The sequence below is a fragment of the Stenotrophomonas nematodicola genome, from assembly GCF_009467805.1.
In the GTDB taxonomy this organism is placed as follows: domain Bacteria; phylum Pseudomonadota; class Gammaproteobacteria; order Xanthomonadales; family Xanthomonadaceae; genus Stenotrophomonas; species Stenotrophomonas nematodicola.
The window spans coordinates 40,299-59,038 of sequence record NZ_WIAY01000010.1 but is presented as its reverse complement, the minus strand read 5'-3'; the positions used below and the strand labels follow the sequence as shown (position 1 = coordinate 59,038).

Below are 18,740 nucleotides of genomic sequence, written 5' to 3'. Positions count from 1 at the left end.
GCGCGCTGCGCATCAGCCCGATGCCTCGGCGGCGGTAGCCATCAGCAGGCGCAGCCACTCGTCGTCGCGCGGCAGCCCATGCGGAACGATCACCTGGGCATCGCCCGGGAAGCGCTTGCAGCGGAGTACGCCGTGCTCGTCGAACATCCGCCAGCCCTGCGCGGCATCCTCGGCGTCGCGGATGCGCCGGTGCAGCGCCTGCGCCAGGCTGGCCTGGCAGTCGAAACGGCAGGCGCGCAGGTCGATCCGGTCCAGCGGCTGCAGGTCCGCCAGAATGCGGCAGACGGCAGGATGGGCCAGATCGATACGGCCGGTGTCCATGCCGAGAAGGCGCTCGTCATGTCCGGCCAGGTGCTGCACGAAGTACACGGGAGGCATCGGTTACTCGCGTGGGGCGCGCGGCCGCAACGCAGCGGCCGTGGGGCGATGGCGCCGATTGGACACCCCGTGAGGGGGGTGGGGGAATCTCAAGTTATTGATTGAAGTGCAGCGTCTGGATGACCGTGACTATTTCCCAGCGCAGGCAGCACCGTCCAGGCGACGCGCATCGGCCCACGTGGCGGGGCGTCAGCCGCTGACGCCGAGGCGCACGCCAAATCCGATCAGGAAGATACCGGCGACGCGTTTCAGCAAAAGTCCTATGCGGGGATGCTGAAGAATCCGACGGCGCAACAGGTTGCCCACTCCGATCAGCACCGAGCAGTAGGCCAGTCCCATGACGAAGATGATCACCGCCATGCTCGCGAACGTCATCACGCCCTGGTGGCGCGTCGGGTCGATGAACAACGGCAGGAATGCCATATAGAAGATGATCGCCTTGGGGTTGAGCAGGTTGATCAGCAGCGCCTGCCGGAAGTAGTGCCCCGGCCGCAGGCGGATGCCGCCTTCCTCGCCTGCCGGCCGTGGACGCCGCAGCAGGCCGATGCCGACCCAGACCAGATAGGCCGCGCCGAGATACTGCACCGCGTGGAACACCAGCGGGTTGGCCTTGAGCAGCGCGGCCACGCCGGCCACTGCCAGCCACATCAGGATCTGGTCGCCGAGCAGCAGGCCGAACAGGGCGGTGTAGCCGCCGCGGGCGCCGCCGCGCCCGGTGGCGGTCAGCAGGGTGAACGTCCCCGGGCCGGGCAGCGCCAGGAACACCAGCACGGCAGCAACGAAGGTCCACAGATCCTGGATGCCCATCCACGGCATGGCGGCGACTCGACAACGGGGGAGCGCCATTGTCCGGCACCGCTGCGGTTCCCGATAGCGTCAGCCCGCCGGCTGCGGCAGATCCTCCAGCAGGGGCTGCAGGCGGCGCTCGAACAGCGCGTGCAGCTGCCGGATCGCCGGCGAGAACTGCTTGCGATGCGGGCACACCAGGTTCAATGGCAGGCTGTCGCCGGCGCCATCGAGCAGCACCTGCAGGCGCCCGGCGCGCACGTCCTCGCGGAGATCCAGCCACGACTTGAACACGATGCCTTCGCCGGCCACGGCCCAGCGCCGCACCACGTCGGCATCGTCGCAGATCATGTTGCCCCGCACCGGCACCACCACCCGGCGGCCGTCCGCCTCGAAGTTCCAGCGGTCGTAGGCACGGCCGGCGAGCTGGTAGAGCAGGCAGTGATGGTCCTTGAGCGCCTCCAGGCTGGTGGGCGTGCCGTGCCGGGCCAGGTAGCCGGGTGCGGCCGCCAGCACCCGGCGGTTGCCGGGCAGCAGCGGCAGCGCCACGTAGCTGGCGTCATCGAAGCGACCAAGGCGGAAGGCGATGTCGACCGGATCGCGGAACACGTCGGCGACCTGGTCGGACAACCGCAGCCGCAGCTGCAGCTTGGGATGCGTGGCGCGGAACTCGGTCAACCACGGCAGCAGCAGGTGGCGGCCCAGGTCCGACGGCGCGGCCACCTGCAGTACCCCGCGAAGTTCGGCATCCTCGCCGCGCACCCGTGCCTGGCCTTCGCTCAGGGTGGCCAGCACATCCTGGGCGTAGGGCAGGTACAGCGCGCCTTCGGCGGTCAGGCGCAGGCTGCGGGTGGAGCGCACGAACAGCCGCAGATCCAGTTCGCGTTCCAGCCGCGCCACCGCCGCGGCAACCTGGCCGGGCAGCAGGTCGGCTTCGCGCGCTGCATTGGAGAAGCTGCCCAGTGCCGCGGTGCGGACGAACAGGGCCAGGTCGTCAACACGGACCATTTTCATTCCAGGAGTGAAAGTGCTGAACGATTTTGCGCCTTTTCCGGCGCGCCGGTGAAGCGCACGCTGTGCGCCTCTTTCCAACGGACCGCGCTTCGATGAAAGCCGTCGCCTACACCCAACATGGCCTGCCGATCAGCGACCCGCGCGCGCTGGTGGACATCACCCTCCCGCTGCCCGAGCCGGGGCCGCGCGATCTGCGCGTGCAGGTCCGTGCGATCTCGGTCAACCCGGTCGATACCAAGGTACGCAACGGCGTGGCCGTGGACGGGCCGCGGGTGCTCGGCTGGGACGCGGTCGGCATCGTCGACGCGGTCGGCAGCGAGGTCCGCCTGTTCCAGCCCGGCGACGCGGTCTTCTATGCCGGGGCGATCGGCCGGGCCGGCAGCAATGCCGAGTACCAGCTGGTGGACGAGCGCATCGTCGGCCGCAAGCCGGCCAGCCTGGACGATGCCGCCACCGCGGCGCTGCCCCTGACCGCGATCACCGCCTGGGAGCTGCTCTTCGACCGCTTGCGCATCGCCGAGGGCGATGGCGAGGGCCAGACCCTGCTGGTGGTCGGCGCGGCCGGTGGCGTGGGCTCGATCCTGGTGCAGCTGGCGCGCCAGCTGACCCGGCTCACGGTGATCGGCACCGCCTCGCGACCGGATACCCAGGACTGGGTATATGCACTGGGCGCGCACCATGTGATCGACCACACCCAGCCGCTGACCGAGGGCCTGGCGCGACTGGGCATCGCGGCGGTGGACCATGTGGCCAGCCTCACCCATACCGACCAGCACTACGACCAGATCGTGGCCGCGCTGGCGCCGCAGGGCCAGCTGGCCCTGATCGACGACCCCGGCCAACTGGATGTGATGGCGCTCAAGCGCAAGAGCCTGTCGCTGCACTGGGAGTCGATGTTCACCCGGTCCAGCTTCACCACGCCCGATCTGGAGCGCCAGCATGCGCTGCTCGACCGCGTGGCCGACCTGGTGGATGCCGGCGTGCTGCGCACCACCCTCGGTGAGCACTACGGCCGCATCAATGCCGCCAACCTGCGCCGTGCCCATGCCCTGATCGAGAGCCACCGCGCGCGCGGCAAGCTGGTCCTCGAAGGCTTCTGACCCCCTTGCCGACCCTGTACCGGACCCTGTTCCCATGACCCTCGCTTCTGTTGCCCTTCGCCGGCACACCACCAAGGCCTACGACCCCACCCGCACGCTGCCGCCGGCGGTGCTGGAAGACCTGCTCGAGGTGCTGCACCACGCGCCGTCGTCGGTGAACGCGCAGCCGTGGCACTTCCTGGTGGCGGGCAGCGCCGAGGCGCGCGCCCGCATCGCGCGCGCCACCCAGCCCAACCAGCCGTACAACACCGCCAAGATCACCGATGCCTCGCACGTGATCGTGTTCGCCACGCGCACCGCCATTGACGATGCGTACCTGGCGCAGGTGATCGAGCAGGAAGCCGCCGATGGCCGCTACCCGACGCCGCAGGCGCGCGAGGGCCAGCGCGGCGCGCTGCACCACTACGTGGACCTGCACCGCCACACGCTGGGCGATGTGCAGCACTGGATGCAGAAGCAGACCTACCTGGCGGTGGGCACGCTGCTGCTGGCGGCGGGGGTGCACGGCATCGACGCCACCCCGATGGAAGGGTTCGATGCGGCCGTGCTGGATGCCGAGCTCGGCCTGGCCGAACGCGGTCTGACCAGTGTGGTGCTGGTGGCGCTGGGATACGGCAGCGAGGCCAACTTCAACGCCCACCTGCCGAAGTCGCGGCTGCCCCGCGACCAGGTGATCACCCACCTGTAACCCGGCCGCGCCTGCGGTGACGGCTGCGGCCCGGTTCGCCGGGTCCGCAGCGGCGCAGCCATTGAGACCGGCACGGCCTACACTTGCCGGCATGCAAACCGAATTCCTTCTGCTTGGCGGCCTGCTGTGCGCCGTCCTCATCCTGCAGCTGATCCTCCTGCTGCGGCGTTCCCAGCACGGCGGCCTGGAGCAGGCCCTGCGCGATGAAGCCCGGGTCGGGCGTGGCGAGCTGCGCGAGCAGCTCGAAGGGCTGGGCCGGCAACAGGATGCGCGGCTGGAGAGCTTCGCCCGCGCGCTGACCGATCTGTCCACCCGCACCGACCAGCGCCTGGACCTGCTGCGCGACGCGCTGGGCGAAGACGCGCGCAAGGCGCGCGAGGAACATGGCCTGGCCCAGCAGCGCACCGGCGATCTGCTGGCGCAGCGGCTGCACGACGTGCGCCTGCAGCTGGAAGCGTTCGGCCAGCAGCAGCAGGCGCGCATCGACGCGTTCGGCCAGCAGCTGCTGGAGCTGACCACGCGCACCGATGGGCACATGGCCGCGCTGCGCCAGACCCTGGCCGAGGACGCGCGCAAGGGCCGTGAGGAGAACGTACAGTCGCAGCAGCGCCTCGGCGACACCCTGGGCCAGCGCCTGCAGGACATGACCCAGCGCAACGAACAGCGCATCGGCGAAATGCGTGCCACCCTGGAGCAACAGCTCAGGAGCCTGCAGACCGACAATGCCGAGAAGCTCGACCAGATGCGCGTGACCGTGGACGAGAAACTGCAGACCACGCTCGAAGCGCGCCTGGGCGCATCGTTCCAGCTGGTCTCCGACCGGCTCGAGCAGGTCCAGCGCGGGCTGGGCGAGATGCAGCAGCTGGCCACCGGCGTCGGCGATCTCAAGCGCGTGCTGACCAACGTCAAGAACCGCGGCAGCTGGGGCGAAGTGCAGCTGGACAACATCCTCGAGCAGACCCTCACCCAGGAGCAGTACGCGCGTGGGGTGAAGGTGCGTCCGGACAGCGGTGAGATGGTCGACATCGCCGTGCGCCTGCCCGGCCGTGGTCATGAGGACACCCCGGTGTGGCTGCCGATCGACTCCAAGTTCCCGCGTGAGGACTACGAGCGCCTGCTTGATGCCCAGGAGCAGGGCGATGCCGAGGGCGTGCGCGTGCAGGGCGCGCAGCTGGAACGCGCGATCCGAGTCCAGGCCAGGTCGATCTGCGACAAGTACATCGTGCCGCCGCACACCACCGACTTCGCGGTGATGTTCCTGCCCACCGAAGGGCTGTATGCGGAGGTGATCCGCCGCCCGGGCCTGGTGGACCTGCTGCAGCGCGAGCACCGCGTGGTGGTGGCCGGGCCGACCACGGTCACCGCGCTGCTCAACAGCCTGCAGATGGGCTTCCGCACGCTGGCCATCGAACAGCGCTCCAGCGAGGTGTGGAGCCTGCTGGGCGCGGTGAAGAGCGAGTTCGGCAAGTTCGCCGGCATCCTGGAAAAGGCCGAAAAGCAGATCAGTACGGTCGGGCGCAGCCTGGGCGAAGCCAGCCGCAAGACCCGCACCATCGAACGGCGACTGCGCGGCGTGGAATCGCTGGGCAGCGAGCAGACCGACCTGCTGCTGGCCGATGCGGCCGGTGATGACGACGACACCGGCGTGGACGACACCACGTCGGCACCGACATGAGGAATGCGCCGATGCGCAGTGTATTGATGATGTTCCTGCTGTGGGTGCTGGCCGGGTGCAGCAGTGCGCCACATGCCACCGGTTCCGGCGTGCCTGCGGCCAGCGTGGAGACCGCCGCGACGACCGCCCAGCGTGCCGAATGCGAGGCCGCCGGCGGTGACGCCAGACCGCTCGGCCGCCTGCAGCATGTCCACTGCGTGGTGCCCTATGCCGATGCCGGCAAGGCCTGCGGCGGCAAGGCCGACTGCAACGGCCAGTGCCTTGCCCCGGAGGGCGCCGGGCTGGTGGCCGGTGCCACCGCGCGCGGTGTCTGCCAGCGCGACATCAGCCAGAACTTCGGCTGCCACCAGCGCATCGACAACGGCGTGGCACAGGGCACGATCTGCGTCGACTGACCCGTCGCCGGCACGGGTATGCTGTGCCGCCAACCTGCCATTGCAAGGATCTCCCGTGAGCCAGACCGTCTACGACATTCCCGTCACCACCATCGAAGGCCAGCCGTCCTCGCTGGCCGATTACCGCGGCAAGGTGCTGCTGGTGGTCAATGTCGCCTCCAAGTGCGGCCTGACCCCGCAGTACGAAGGCCTGCAGGCGCTGTATGCCGAGAAGCAGCCGGCCGGCCTGGAAGTGCTGGGTTTCCCGGCCAACAACTTCCTGGCCCAGGAGCCGGGCAGCGAGTCGGAAATCCAGCAGTTCTGCCAGCTGGAATACAACGTCGGCTTCCCGCTGTTTGCCAAGATCAGCGTCGCCGGTGATGACATCCACCCGCTGTACCAGCAACTCACCGCCGCCCAGCCGGCTGCCACGGGCGAAGGCCCGATGCGCGAGAAGCTGCAGGGTGCCGTGGCCAAGTACCCGGATCTGGTGGTCAATCCGGCGCCGGCCGTGCTGTGGAACTTCGAGAAGTTCCTGATCGGCCGCGACGGCCAGGTCATCGCGCGCTTCGCCCCGGATGTGCCGGCCGATGACGCCCGTCTGGTGGCGGCGATCGACGCTGCGCTGGCCGCGTGATGCCCCTGCGTGCAGGCGCACCACGCGCCTGCACGCACCTTGCGCGCGGCACGCGCAGCAACGAGGATGATCGCCGCCGCGACGCGCGGTGTGCCGACAGGGGACAGGGCATGGAACTGCTGACGCTGGAACATTTTGCAGGCTGCGTGGATGAAACGTTCGCCGTGGACCTGCAGGGCATGCAGGTGGACTTCGTGCTGGTCGAGGCGCGGCCGCTGAAACACGCACGCCCCGATGCGCTGCGCGTGCCGTTCTCGCTGCTGTTCCGCAATGCGGCCCCGATCGTGTTCCCGCAACAGATCTTCGCGATGCGCCATGCGCGCGTGGGCGAGGTGGGCATCTTTCTGGTCCCGATCGCGCAGGAGCGCGCCGGCTTTCTTTACCAGGCCGTGTTCAACTGAGGCCGGACCAGCGCATCGCCACATGGGTCTGCTGGCCTGAATCGCCGCCGGCAACGAAGCCCAGCCGTTCGTAGAGTCGGCGTGCCGCCGGATTGTGGACCTGCACATGCAGGCGCAAGCCGCGTCCCCGCATCGCCGCGGCCTGCTGCAGCCGCCGGATCAGCGCCGTGCCCAGCCCGCGCCCACGCCAGGCCGGCAACAGGCTGATGTCCACCAGCAGATCATCCTCACCGCATTCGTCGAGATACACACGGCCCACGGCCTGCCCGTCGACGTCGATGGCCAGATAGTGCGCCTGCGGGTACTGGCCCAGGTAGTGCTGGTGCTGAGCCACGAACTGCTGGGCCAGAAACTGCTGCTTGACCGTCTCCGGCCAAGGCACGGGCTGCAGTTCCTGCGCGCGGGTGGTGGCGTACAGCGCCACCAGCCACGGCAGGTCGGCGCGGCCCAGCGCGCGCCAGGCCCACGTCGTGTCGCCGGCGACGCCGGCCAGTGCAGGGCGCCGTTCCGGCGGGAACGGCGCCAGGGTGTCCGCCTGGATCATTCGAAGTAGGGGAACTGGCCTTCAAGGGCGATGCAGAAATTGACCGCCAGGTACGGCTGCCGGTTCTCATGTGCGCCACCGCCGCCGCTGGGCGCCAGCATGTTGGGCGCCATTGACGTATTCGGCGGCGCACTGCTGAAGGACTTGATGGCGTTTGAGCCAGGCATCGACAGCGCGCCGTTGGCGACCGGCGTCGCCACGCGCTTCGCCGCGGCCTGCGCGTAAGCGACCAGGTCATGCGTGTGGGCGGGCAGCTCGTTGAGCGTCAGGCTGACGCCGGCGACGCCGAACGCCTCGCCCATGTCGCGCTGGGTCAGCCCGGGGCCGCTGCCCTGCGAGGTGGCCGCGCGGGTGGTCAGGTTGGGCAGTTGGAACGTGTTCTGCCCATCGCCGCCGAAGCGGGTGCCGATCAGGGAGTACAGGGCCGGATTCTGCCGGAGCGGTACCATCGCACCGTTGCAGAAGGCCCAGCCACTGGGGTTGTAGGGGAATCCGAACATCTGGATTTCGCCGAGGAAGCAATCGCTCATGGTGTGATCTCTGCGCCTTGCGAAGGAGGAAGTCAGCTCTGCGTCGGGTAGATGCCGAGGGTGGCAATGAAGTACTGCACGGTGAGGGTGGGCATGCAGTTCTCATGCGGCAGGTTGCCGCCTGCAGCGGTCACCGACGCTGGCGCCAGTGTCATTGCCAAGCCGCCGGTGGTATCGCTGACGTAATAGGTTTCGCCGCTGACAGAGCCGGGTACCACAGACGGCGAGGGCAGGTCGGCGGTGGCGGCTGCGGTGGTCAACGACAACGCATGGGTATGCGCGGGCATCTGCGCCTGGGTCAGAGTGACCTGCTCGGCGCCGCCCACCTGGCCGATGGAACGGGGCGTGAGACCGACACCGGTTCCCTGATGGAGGGGCAGGCGGCCACGCAGGTCGGGCAGGGCGAAGTTGGTGGAACCGTTGCCGCCGTAAGTGGTGCCCAGCAGCGTGTACAGCACTTCATTGTCCGCGATGGACAGGACGCGGCCATCGCAGGGCAGCCATCCGGCAGGAACGCGGTTGAATCCGAACATGCGGATTTCGCCGACAAAAGGCGTGGTCATCGGTGCGTGCTCCTGGAAAGATCAGCTGCGCGGCGGATAGATGCCCGCCTGCGCGCAGATGAAGAAGTTGATGACCGCGAACGGCTGCATGTTCGTGTGCGGCTGGGTGCTGCCGGCCAAGCCCACCGTTTCCGGGGCCTGCGCAACCCGCGTGTTGCCTGGAGCGGCATACAGCTTGGGGCCGGTACCGGTGCCGGCATAGACGCCGCCGGTCGGATTGCGGACGGTACCGGGGGCGTTCACACCAAGGACCGGGTGCGAATGGGCCGGCATCTGGGTCGAGAGCAGGGTGATGTTCTCCGCGCCGCCGCTATTGCCGGCCTGGAGAGGTTGCGGTTGCCAGGTGGCATCGACGGAAGGACCTGCCGACACCGGCACCCGGCCGCGAAGATCCGGCAGGCCGAAGGTCGTGCGTCCATCTCCCCCGTACTGGACGCCAAGCAGCGAGAACAGGGCCTGATTGGTCGAGATCGGCAGCAGCTGGCCGTTGCAGGGCAAAAAGGACCTCGGTGCAAAATTGAAGCCGGCCATGACAATCTGGCCCAGATAGTATTCGCCCATCTATTCCCCCTTGGATGGTGAGCGCGCGGCGCCGGACTGGCGCCCGCGTACTCTGAACGCCATTCAGGTTGTTCACAAGTCCCTGCCGTTGCAGCGATGCGACCGTACGTTGCACCTATCTTCCACGCCGGGAGTCTGTTCCAATGGCGCCAACGGGGGAGGCGTGGATGGCCTACCGCTGGCAGCGCCGGGGATCGGCAGGGGATTGGGTTCTCCGGAAGCACGCCAGTTGGGACGCGCACCTCGATGTTGTTCCGCATCCAGGTGGGATTCTTCTAAGGGGGAAGAGTCATGTCGTTCCTTTCCGGTACCGCGCGTTCCGCGCGTCTGTTCGCCTTTGTCTCGTTGTTGTCCTGCCTGGCCCTGTTCTGGCCCGGCGCGGCGCGCGCGGCCCATACCTCGCTGCTGTGCGGACCGCAGACGGTCCATGTGCCCAGCGGCGGCAGCGTGGCGATCAACGTCACCGCCTGTGCAGGCAGCAACATCTTTCTCGCCGGCGACGGTCCCGTGGACGGGCCAGCGCTGCCACAGCGCGGCAGCGCCATCCTGCGCATCGACGATCCCAACTGGTATGTGGACTACAGCCACAACGGCGTCAACACCACCGGCGATGTTTTCGAGTTCTCCGACACGGCCAACCGCACGGTGCGGGTGACGATGATCGTCGACCCGCCGGCCTCGTCGATCGTGGTCAGCCCGGCCACCCTCGACACGATGACCGCCGGCACGGCGTTTGCGCAGACCCTCAGCGCCACCGGCGGTACGTCGCCGTACACCTACACCACCAACACCGCGCAGCTCCCGCCAGGGATCACCCTCTCCAGCGCCGGGCTGCTGTCGGGTACCCCGTCCGCACGCGGTGCCTTCAGTTTCACCGTGCGTGCCACCGACAACACGGGCGCCGTGGTCGACAAGGCGTACGCGTTGACGGTGCAGAACCCCAGCCTGTCGCTCAGCCCGAGCTCGGCCACCGCCGTGCAGAACGTCCCGTTCTCGCTGACGCTGGGCGGCCAGGGCGGCGTGGCGCCGTACATCATCGCGCTGGAAAGCGGTTCCCTGCCCACCGGCATTTCGCTGGCCGGCGGCGTGCTGTCCGGCACGCCGACCGGTGCCGTACAGGGATACCCCGTGACCTTCCGGGTCACCGACAGCAGTGCCGGTGCCGCGCCTTACTACGAACTGGAGAGCTTCACCTTGACGGTCAGTTCGGCGCCGTCGGTCAGCATCGCCGTGGCACCGTCCAGCGTGCTCGAGGACAGCGGCCTGCCGCTGGTCTACACCGTCACGCGCAGCGCCAGCCTGCCCACGCCGACCACGGTGACTCTGGCCACCTCCGGCACGGCGACCAGCGGTGACTACACCGGTGCGGTACCGAGCGTGGTCATTCCGGCCAACGCCACCAGTGCCACGGTCAGCATCACTCCGGTGGCCGATACCGCAGTGGAGGCCAATGAAACGGTGATCGTGACCGTGGCGGCCGGTGCCGGCTACACCGTGGGCGCGCCGGCGTCCGCGACCGGGACCATCCTCAACGACGACCTGCCCGTTGCGAGCATCGCCGTCTCGCCCGCCTCGGTGGATGAAGACAGCGGCACGCCGCTGGTCTACACCGTCACCCTGGACCGCCCCAATCCGGTTCCCCTCACGGTGCCGATTTCGGTGGGCGGCACGGGTACGTTCGGCGTGGACTACACCGGTGTCGTGGCAGCGGTGGCGATCGCCGCCGGCAGCACCACCGGCACGCTCACGTTGTTCCCCATCGCCGACAGCGTGGCGGAATCCAACAAGACCGTCGTGGTCACTCTGCTGCCGAGCGCCGGTTACACGATCGGCACGCCGGGCAGCGCCACCGGCACCATCCGCGATGACGACCTGCCGGTGCTGCGCGTCAACGACGTCACCGCCACGGAAGGAGACAGCGGGGCCAGCGCCTTCATCTTCACTGTGTCGCTGGACGTACCCGCAGGCCCGGGCGGGGTGACGTTCGACATCGCCACCGCCGATGGCACCGCCACGGCCGGCTCGGACTACGTGGCGCGCAGCCTGGTCGGCCAGACCATTCCGGCCGGCGCCCAGAGCTACACCTTCGCCGTGCAGGTCAACGGCGACACGCTCTATGAGCTCAACGAGAGCTTCACGGTGAATGTGAGCAACGTCGTGGGCGCGACCGTCGCCGATGCGCAGGGCGTGGGCACGATCGTCAACGACGATCCGCTGCCGACGGTGTCCATCGCCGATCTCGCCCTCAACGAAGGCAACAGCGGCTCCACCCCCGCACTGCTGACCGTTACGTTGTCGGCTCCCAGCTCGCGGCCGGTCGCGGTCCAGTACGCCTCCGCCGACGGAACCGCCACGGCGTCCAGCGACTACACGGCCGTGAGCGGCATCCTGGTCTTCCCGGCCGGGACCACCACGATGTCGATCAGTGTCCAGATCCACGGCGATACCACCGTGGAGCTGGATGAGACCTTCCAGGTGAACCTGAGCAATCCGGTCAACGCCGTCCTTGGCGACGCGTCGGCCGTGGTGACCATCCTCAACGACGACCAGCCGGTGGTGCTCTCGCCCGGCAGCCTGCCGATGCCGACGGCGGGCGTTCCCTACGCGCAGGCGGTCTCGGCCAGCGGGGGTACCGCGCCGTACTCCTACGCCATCATCGCCGGCAGCCTGCCGCCCGGCATCAATCTCAACACCGCTTCGGGGGCCCTCAGCGGCACGCCCACCACCGTGGGCAGCTACGCATTCCAGGTACGTGCCACCGACAACAGCGCGGTACCGAATTCCAGCATGCAGCCCTACACGCTGCTCGTCGCCGCGCCCACGTTGACGCTGCCGGGCGCCGCCCTGCCGCAGGCGATCCGAGGCCAGTCGTTCACCAGCGACCGCGGCCCCGTCGATGGCGGCAACGGGCCGTACACCTTCAACGCCATCGGCGTGCTGCCGCCGGGACTGAGCCTGAGCCCGACCGGTGTGCTCAGCGGCACGCCGACCCTGGCGGGCAGCCATACCTTCACCGTCAGCGCGCAGGACAGCACGCTCGGGCTTGGTGCACCGTACCGCGTCAGCGAGACCCTCACGCTGACCGTGGCAGAACCGGTGCCGCTTGCGGGCAACGTCACGCTGCTGACCAGCTACAACGCCCCGGCCATCCCGGTGAACCTGGCGCTGTCCGGTGGTGCGGCCACCACGGTGACGGTGGCCACGGCCCCGTTGCACGGCACGGCGGTGATCATCAATGCCGGCGTGATCTCCTACCAGCCGACGACCGGTTACGCCGGCCCGGACAGCTTCACCTACACGGCCACCGGCCCGGGCGGCACCTCCACGCCGGGTACCGTCGACATCACGGTGGGCAACCCCGTCATCTCCGTCACTGCCAGCGGCAGTCTGGCTGCCGAGGCCGGCACGCCGTACAGCCAGACGTTCACCTGGACCGGTGGCGCGTTGCCGTATGGCAGCCACCAGGTGGCCAACCTGCCGGATGGCCTGTCGATCACCGCCACCAGCGCCAACAGCGTGACCGTCAGCGGCACACCGACCCGCTCGGGCAGCTTCTCCCTGGTGCCCAGCGCCACGGACAGCAGCACCGGCGCGGGCCCGTTCACCGTGGACGGCACCTTCACCCTGGTGGTGGGCAGCCCGGTGCTGTCGGCCACGCCGGCCGTCCTGCCTGCCGGCACCGCCGGCAGCGCCTACCAGCAGACGATCGCGGCCACCGGCGGCATCGCGCCGTACCAGGTGGCGCTGAGCGGCACGCTGCCGGCCGGCCTCAGCTTCAACGCCGCCACCGGCACCCTGTCCGGCACGCCGACCCAGTCGGGCAGCTTCGCGCTCACGGCCACCCTCACCGACAGCACGGCCGGCACCCCGGCCAGCCTGGTGCAGAGCTATACCCTGGTGGTGGCCAGCCCGACCCTGTCGGCCACGCCCGTCGCGCTCCCCGCCGGCACCGCCGGCAGCGCCTACCAGCAGACGATCACGGCCACCGGCGGCATCGCGCCGTACCAGGTGGCGCTGAGCGGCACATTGCCGGCCGGCCTCAGCTTCAACGCCGCCACCGGCACGTTGTCCGGCACGCCGACCCAGTCGGGCAGCTTCGCGCTCACCGCGACCGTCACCGACAGCACCAGCGGTACGCCAGCCAGTGTTGCCCAGGGCTACACCCTGGTGGTGGCCAGTCCGACGTTGTCGGCCACCCCGGCCGCGTTGCCGGCCGGTACCGCCGGCAGTGCCTACCAGCAGGCGATCACGGCCACCGGCGGCATCGCGCCGTACCAGGTCACGCTGAGCGGCATGCTGCCGACCGGCGTCACCTTCGATGCGGCCACCGGCACGCTGTCGGGCACGCCGCTGCAGTCGGGCACCTTTGCCCTGACGGCGACGATCACCGACAGCACCGGCGGCACCCCGGCCAGCACCACCCAGGCCTACAGTCTGGTGGTGGCCAGCCCGGTGCTGGTGGCCACGCCGTCGGCGCTCGCCGGTGGCACCGCGGGAACCCCATACCAGCAGGCGATCACCGCGACCGGTGGCATCGCGCCCTACCAGGTGGCATTGAGCGGCACGCTGCCGACCGGCGTCAGCTTCGATGCCGCTACCGGCATGGTGTCGGGCACGCCGCTGCAGTCGGGCACCTTCGCCCTGACGGTGACGATCACCGACAGTACCGGCGGCACCCCGGCCAGCGTCACCCAGCCCTACAGCCTGGTCGTGGCCAGCCCGGTGCTGGCGACCCCGCTGACGGCCCTGCCGGGCGGCACCGCCGGCAGCGTCTACCAGCAGGCATTCACTGCCACCGGCGGCATCGCGCCGTACCACGTGGCGCTCTCCGGTGCGCTGCCGGCCGGCCTGTCGTTTGATGCCGGCACCGGCACGCTGTCCGGCACGCCGACCCAGTCGGGGACGTTCGCGCTGACGGTCACCATCACCGACAGCACGGGCGGCACCCCGGCCAGCCTCACCCAGCCCTACAGCCTGGTGGTGGCCAGCCCGGTGCTGGTGGCGACGCCGGCGGCACTGGCGGCTGCCACGGCAGGCACGCCCTACCAGCAGGTGTTCTCTGCCACGGGCGGCATCGCGCCGTACCGCGTGGTGCTGTCCGGCGCCCTGCCGGCCGGCCTGTCGTTCGATGCCGGTACCGGTACGCTGTCCGGTACACCGACCCAGTCGGGCAGCTTCGCGCTGACCGCCACGGTCACCGACAGCACCGGTGGCACCCCGGCCAGCCTGGTACAGGTCTACACGCTGACCGTGGCCGCGCCTGCCCTGTCGTTGAGTCCGGTTGCGGGCGCGCTGCCGGCGTCCACCGCCGGCAGCAGCTACACGCTGGCCTTCACCACCCAGGGCGGGCTCGCGCCTTACCGCTACACGCTCGCCACCGGTGCACTGCCGACGGGCCTGGTGCTCGACGCGGCCACTGGCCGGGTCGCCGGCACACCGAGCGTGGCGGGCAGCTTCGCCTTCAGCGTGACCGTCACCGACGCCACCGCCGGCGGTGCCGGCTCGCTCACCCAGGCCTACACGCTGAGCGTGTCGGCACCGGCGCTCGTGCTCACCCCGGCCTCGCTGCCGGCCGGGCTGTTCGGCAACCGTTACGAGCAGGGCCTGACCGCCACCGGGGGTACCGCACCGTACCGCTATGCGGTGAGTGCCGGTGCGTTGCCGGAAGGGATGACGCTGGAGGCTGCCGGACTGCTGGCAGGCACGCCGACCGCAGCGGGCGCGTTCGCGTTCACCGTCACCGCCACCGATGCGCTGGGCTTCACCGGCAGCCAGAACTACGTTGTGCAGATCGCCCAGCGTCCCGATCCGACCCGCGATCCGGAAGTGCGGGGTCTGCTGACGGCCCAGCGCGATGCGGCACGCCGGTTTGCGCACTCGCAGATCGAGAACTTCCAGCAGCGCATGCAACGCCTGCACGGCGCCAGCGGCAGCAACGGGTTCAGCAACAGTCTGAGCCTGTCCTACGCACCGCGCCGCTGCGAGCCGATGGTGGGCAACGTGCCGGGGCCGGACTGCGACGCGCAGCGCCGCCAGCCGTTCGACCGCGAGACCGGGCTGGAGCAGCCGGCATCCCGCGTCGATACCGGCTCGCAGGCTCCGTTGGGGCTGTGGGTAGGCGGCACCCTGCGCTCCGGCCGCAGCGAGGGCGGCCAGCGTGCCGGTACCGACTTCGAGACCGATGGCGTCACCGTCGGTAGCGACCTGCGGATCAGCGAAGCCTTCGCCGTCGGCGCCGGGCTCGGCTACGGCCGCGATCGCAGCGACGTCGGCGAAAGCGGCAGCCGCAGCGATGGCCAGGCCTACAGCATGGCGGTGTACGCCAGCTACAGCCCGGGCCGCAGCCTGTTCGTGGACGCCCTGCTGGGCCACCAGCTGCTGGACTACAGCCTGCGCCGCTACGTGACCGGCGACGGCGGCTTCGTGCATGCACGTCGCAACGGCAGCCAGTGGTTCGGTTCGCTCGCCTTCGGTGCCGATCTGGCCCGTGGCAACTGGCAGTTCACCCCGTACGCCCGCCTGGATGCATCGCAGGGCTCGCTGGACCGCTACGTGGAGCAGGGCAACGACCTGTTCGCGCTGCGCTACGGCGACCAGGACGTGGACGCCACCACCGGCAATGCCGGCCTGCGCGTGGAAATGCGCCAGACCGCCACATGGGGTGCATGGACACCGCAGCTGCGCGTGGAATACCAGCACGACTTCAGCGGCAGTGGCCTGGCCACCCTGCAGTACGCCGATCTGGTCGACGTGCCGTTCTACCGCACCCCGCTGGACGGGTTCGACCGCAGCCGCTGGATGCTGGGTGCCGGGGTGATGTTCGACGTCGGCCGCACCTGGGGTCTGCGCGTGGACTACCGCGGGTTGGTGGGCAGTGGCAACGACCGCGACCACGGCGTGCAGATCAGCCTGGACAAGGAGCTGTAAGGAGTACAAAAAAAAACCCCGCCAAGGCGGGGTTTTTTACTTTCTTCAGTTGCTCCAGTCCGGCATCGGCATCGCATCGACCGGGATCGGGGAGGTGTCGTCGGCATCCTTGCCGCGCGCGTGCTTGCCGCGCAGGTCGTTCTCGATCTGGTAGTTGCGGCGCTGCAGCCAGGCATCCCGGGTCAGGGCGTACTCGTCCACCGCGTTGTCGCGGATGTCGTCCAGCGCCATCAGCTGCGAGCGCATGTCCACCAGCTGCAGACCCTGCAGGCCGATGCGGACCTTGTCCTCTTCGATCGTACGGATCGGCGAGAGCGGGATGTCGCCGGCCAGGCCGAACACATCGCGCACGGTACGCGGCCCGAAGAAGGGCAGCTCCACGTAGCGCGACCGGCGCCAGCCCCAGGCACCCAGGGTCTGGCCGAAGTCTTCGCTGCGACGTGGCACCAGCGCTTTGCTGGCCGGATCGAACAGGCCACCGATACCCAGCGTGGTGTTCATCAGGAAGCGGCCCAGGGTGTCCCACGCATCGTCCGCGCGCCCCTGCAGCAGCTGGTTGGTCATGGTGACCGGTGCACGCAGGTTGCTGAAGAAGTTGGTCACGCCGGTACGGGCGAAGCGCGGCACCACCTTGGTGTAGGCCGTGGCCAGCGGACGGGCGACCGCGCGGTCGACCACGTTGTTGAAGCTGTGCACGCGGCGGTTGAACGGTTCCCACGGATCGTACGGCGCGCTGGCCGCCAAGGTGCCATCGGCGCTCGGCGCCGGGCCGCCGTACAGCGCGGCGAAGTCGTCTTCGGCATCGGTCGGGGCCGTGCCGCCCGCGCTGGCCGGCGACGTGCCGTCGGCTCCGGACTGCGCCGGATCCCCGACGGCATCGGCCGGCACCGGCGCCGGCACTTCGGATTGCGGCAGGGCGTCGGCGGGTGCGTCGAGCGCTGCATCGGCGGCGGTCGGTGTCACCGGCACGCTGGTCGGCGCACTGTCGCGCGCGGGCTTGCCGGCACACGCGGTCAGCGCCGTGGCGAGCACAAGGAGGGGAAGGGTGCGTAGGACGTTCATGTCAGCTCGCCGCAGAAGGGGCATTGAAATCCAGGGTGGGCGCCAGCCGGTAGGCGGCACACAGTTCGTTGAAGCCGGCCGGCGAACCGACGATGGTCGGCGCACCGCCGCGGTCGCGCAGACGCGCGGCCAGTTCGGCCAGCAGCGCCACACCGGCGCTGTCGACCCGCGTCACCGCGGTCAGATCCAGCTGCAGCACGCCGTCGAGCGAGGTCAGCGACGGCCACAGGGCCGTTGCCGCCGCGCGGTCGAGCACCCCGCTGAACACCAGCGCGGTGCCGTCGCGACGGGCGCTGGCCGCATTACTTGCCACGGGGCGCCTGTCCGGCCTGCATGGTGCCGTTGCGCAGTTCGGCAGCCACCTGCTGGATGGTCTTCTGGCGCAGCGGGGCGTCGAACTGGGTCTTGAACGTCTGCACGTAGGAGATGCCCTCGATCATCACGTCGAAGATCTTCCACTGGCCGCTCACGTTGCGCATCAGGTAGTCGACCGGGGTCGGCTCGCTGCCGGCGCGGATCAGCTCGGTGGACACGCGCACGCCCCGGTTGCCGGGCAACGGGGACTCGGACTTCAGGCGGAACGTCGGCTTGCCCTGGATTTCCAGCAGGGCCGAGCCGTAGCGCTGCATCAGGTTGTCGGCCATCGCGTCGGCAAACAGCTTCACATCGGCATCGGACGCGCCGCGGCCGTGCACGCCGAGGACCAGGCGCGCGGCATAGTCGCGGTCGAAGGTCTTGTTCAGCTCGCTGTTGATGAAACCGCGCAGCGCGGTCGGATTGCCGCGGAACTCGGTGCGGCGCGCCTGCAGCGTGGTCAGGATGCGGGTGCTGGCGTCGAGTACGGCGCTGCCGGCCTGGCCCTGCTGGGCGCCGGCGGCGGCCGGGGCGGCCTGGGCCATCGACAGCGACGGCAGCGAGGCGAGCAGGGCCGTGGCGAGCAGGGCGGGGATCAGTCTGGTTTTCATGGTTGCGGTTCCTTTGCAGGCGCCTGTGCGCCATTGCCCTCGTGGGAATCAGCGCCGCCGGCGTTGCCCGGGCCACTGAACATGTATTTGCCGACCAGTTGCAGCAGGTCTACCGCCGGCTGGGTGAAGACGATCTCATCGCCGGACTTGAGCACGTCCGGATCGCCGCCCGGCTGCAGACCGATATAGCTCTCGCCCAGCAAACCGCTGGTGAATATGCCGGCGGAGGTGTCGGCCGGCAGGTCCTTGAACTTGCCGTCCAGCGTCAGGGTGACGATCGAATCGAACTTGGTCGGATCCAGCTCGATCTGCGCGACCTGGCCGACGGTGACGCCGCCGATCTTGACCGGCGCCTGTTTGCGCAGCTGGCCGATCTGGGTGAAGCGCGCCTTCAGTTCGTAGCCGCTGCTGCCCAGCTCCCACCGCTGGTTGGTGGACGCCACGGCCAGCACCAGCAGCGAGGCCAGCGCCAGCAGCAGGAACGCGCCGACGGAAAATTCGAGTCTGGGACCGCGGATGGCCATGTCGTGTCTCA

The 18,740-nt window shown here is 69.4% G+C and carries 17 protein-coding genes and 1 pseudogene; 7 read left to right on the top strand and 11 right to left on the bottom strand.

What is annotated here, in order from left to right; all coding sequences use genetic code 11:
* Positions 1-12: 12 nt before the first annotated feature.
* The 3 genes and pseudogenes from GDJ08_RS19335 to GDJ08_RS19325 all read right to left on the bottom strand — a co-directional run.
* Positions 13-378 (bottom strand): hypothetical protein, encoded by a 366-nt coding sequence (locus GDJ08_RS19335; protein WP_136006826.1) that lies wholly within the window; start codon positions 376-378, stop codon positions 13-15.
* Positions 379-567: 189 nt separating this feature from the next.
* Positions 568-1,194 (bottom strand): leucine efflux protein LeuE, encoded by a 627-nt coding sequence (gene leuE / locus GDJ08_RS19330; RefSeq protein ID WP_017355182.1) that lies wholly within the window; start codon positions 1,192-1,194, stop codon positions 568-570.
* Positions 1,195-1,210: 16 nt separating this feature from the next.
* A pseudogene (locus GDJ08_RS19325) lies at positions 1,211-2,178 on the bottom strand (LysR family transcriptional regulator); the annotation flags it as partial.
* A gap of 92 nt (positions 2,179-2,270) precedes the next feature.
* Between GDJ08_RS19325 and GDJ08_RS19320 the strand changes: the two are divergent.
* The 6 genes from GDJ08_RS19320 (at position 2,271) to GDJ08_RS19295 (ending at position 7,053) form a co-directional block, all read left to right on the top strand.
* Entirely contained in the window at positions 2,271-3,278 is a 1,008-nt protein-coding gene (locus tag GDJ08_RS19320; protein ID WP_153165522.1) for a zinc-binding alcohol dehydrogenase family protein, read from the top strand.
* Between the two features lie 34 nt (positions 3,279-3,312).
* The gene (gene nfsB / locus GDJ08_RS19315) at positions 3,313-3,966 is read left to right on the top strand and encodes an oxygen-insensitive NAD(P)H nitroreductase (protein ID WP_017355185.1); all 654 of its coding nucleotides are present in this window, start codon (positions 3,313-3,315) and stop codon (positions 3,964-3,966) included.
* 91 nt (positions 3,967-4,057) lie between these two features.
* On the top strand, positions 4,058-5,641 hold the full coding sequence (locus GDJ08_RS19310; protein ID WP_017355186.1) for a DNA recombination protein RmuC: 1,584 nt from the start codon (positions 4,058-4,060) through the stop codon (positions 5,639-5,641).
* 11 nt (positions 5,642-5,652) lie between these two features.
* On the top strand, positions 5,653-6,036 hold the full coding sequence (locus GDJ08_RS19305; protein ID WP_136006830.1) for a hypothetical protein: 384 nt from the start codon (positions 5,653-5,655) through the stop codon (positions 6,034-6,036).
* Positions 6,037-6,091: 55 nt separating this feature from the next.
* Positions 6,092-6,652, top strand: coding sequence for a glutathione peroxidase (locus tag GDJ08_RS19300; protein ID WP_017355188.1), 561 nt, complete (start codon positions 6,092-6,094; stop codon positions 6,650-6,652).
* 110 nt (positions 6,653-6,762) lie between these two features.
* Positions 6,763-7,053 (top strand): DUF6916 family protein, encoded by a 291-nt coding sequence (locus GDJ08_RS19295; protein ID WP_017355189.1) that lies wholly within the window; start codon positions 6,763-6,765, stop codon positions 7,051-7,053.
* Here GDJ08_RS19295 and GDJ08_RS19290 read toward each other — a convergent pair.
* From GDJ08_RS19290 to GDJ08_RS19275, 4 genes are read right to left on the bottom strand one after another with little or no spacing between them, the layout of a single operon-like run.
* Complete coding sequence (locus GDJ08_RS19290) at positions 7,046-7,597, bottom strand: GNAT family N-acetyltransferase (RefSeq protein WP_017355190.1); 552 nt, start codon at positions 7,595-7,597, stop codon at positions 7,046-7,048. The genes GDJ08_RS19295 and GDJ08_RS19290 overlap by 8 nt on opposite strands.
* The gene (locus tag GDJ08_RS19285) at positions 7,594-8,127 is read right to left on the bottom strand and encodes a phage tail protein (RefSeq protein WP_153165521.1); all 534 of its coding nucleotides are present in this window, start codon (positions 8,125-8,127) and stop codon (positions 7,594-7,596) included. The genes GDJ08_RS19290 and GDJ08_RS19285 overlap by 4 nt, the downstream gene beginning before the upstream one ends.
* Positions 8,128-8,159: 32 nt before the next feature.
* Positions 8,160-8,690: a phage tail protein gene (locus tag GDJ08_RS19280; RefSeq protein WP_017355192.1), complete on the bottom strand. Its 531-nt coding sequence runs from the start codon at positions 8,688-8,690 to the stop codon at positions 8,160-8,162.
* A gap of 21 nt (positions 8,691-8,711) precedes the next feature.
* Entirely contained in the window at positions 8,712-9,251 is a 540-nt protein-coding gene (locus tag GDJ08_RS19275; protein ID WP_136006839.1) for a phage tail protein, read from the bottom strand.
* 291 nt (positions 9,252-9,542) lie between these two features.
* On the opposite strand from GDJ08_RS19275, the gene GDJ08_RS19270 reads away from it, so the two are divergent.
* Positions 9,543-16,178: a putative Ig domain-containing protein gene (locus GDJ08_RS19270; RefSeq protein ID WP_153165520.1), complete on the top strand. Its 6,636-nt coding sequence runs from the start codon at positions 9,543-9,545 to the stop codon at positions 16,176-16,178.
* A gap of 45 nt (positions 16,179-16,223) precedes the next feature.
* Here the strand turns inward: GDJ08_RS19270 and GDJ08_RS19265 are convergent, their stop codons facing one another.
* The 4 genes from GDJ08_RS19265 to mlaD are packed head-to-tail and all read right to left on the bottom strand — an operon-like array spanning position 16,224 to position 18,729.
* Positions 16,224-17,240, bottom strand: coding sequence for an MlaA family lipoprotein (locus tag GDJ08_RS19265; protein ID WP_153165519.1), 1,017 nt, complete (start codon positions 17,238-17,240; stop codon positions 16,224-16,226).
* A gap of 1 nt (position 17,241) precedes the next feature.
* Complete coding sequence (locus GDJ08_RS19260; protein ID WP_136006848.1) at positions 17,242-17,553, bottom strand: STAS domain-containing protein; 312 nt, start codon at positions 17,551-17,553, stop codon at positions 17,242-17,244.
* The gene (locus GDJ08_RS19255) at positions 17,543-18,205 is read right to left on the bottom strand and encodes an MlaC/ttg2D family ABC transporter substrate-binding protein (protein ID WP_136006851.1); all 663 of its coding nucleotides are present in this window, start codon (positions 18,203-18,205) and stop codon (positions 17,543-17,545) included. The genes GDJ08_RS19260 and GDJ08_RS19255 overlap by 11 nt, the downstream gene beginning before the upstream one ends.
* Positions 18,202-18,729: an outer membrane lipid asymmetry maintenance protein MlaD gene (gene mlaD / locus GDJ08_RS19250; protein WP_153165518.1), complete on the bottom strand. Its 528-nt coding sequence runs from the start codon at positions 18,727-18,729 to the stop codon at positions 18,202-18,204. Before mlaD ends, GDJ08_RS19255 begins: the two co-directional genes overlap by 4 nt.
* Positions 18,730-18,740 lie beyond the last annotated feature (11 nt).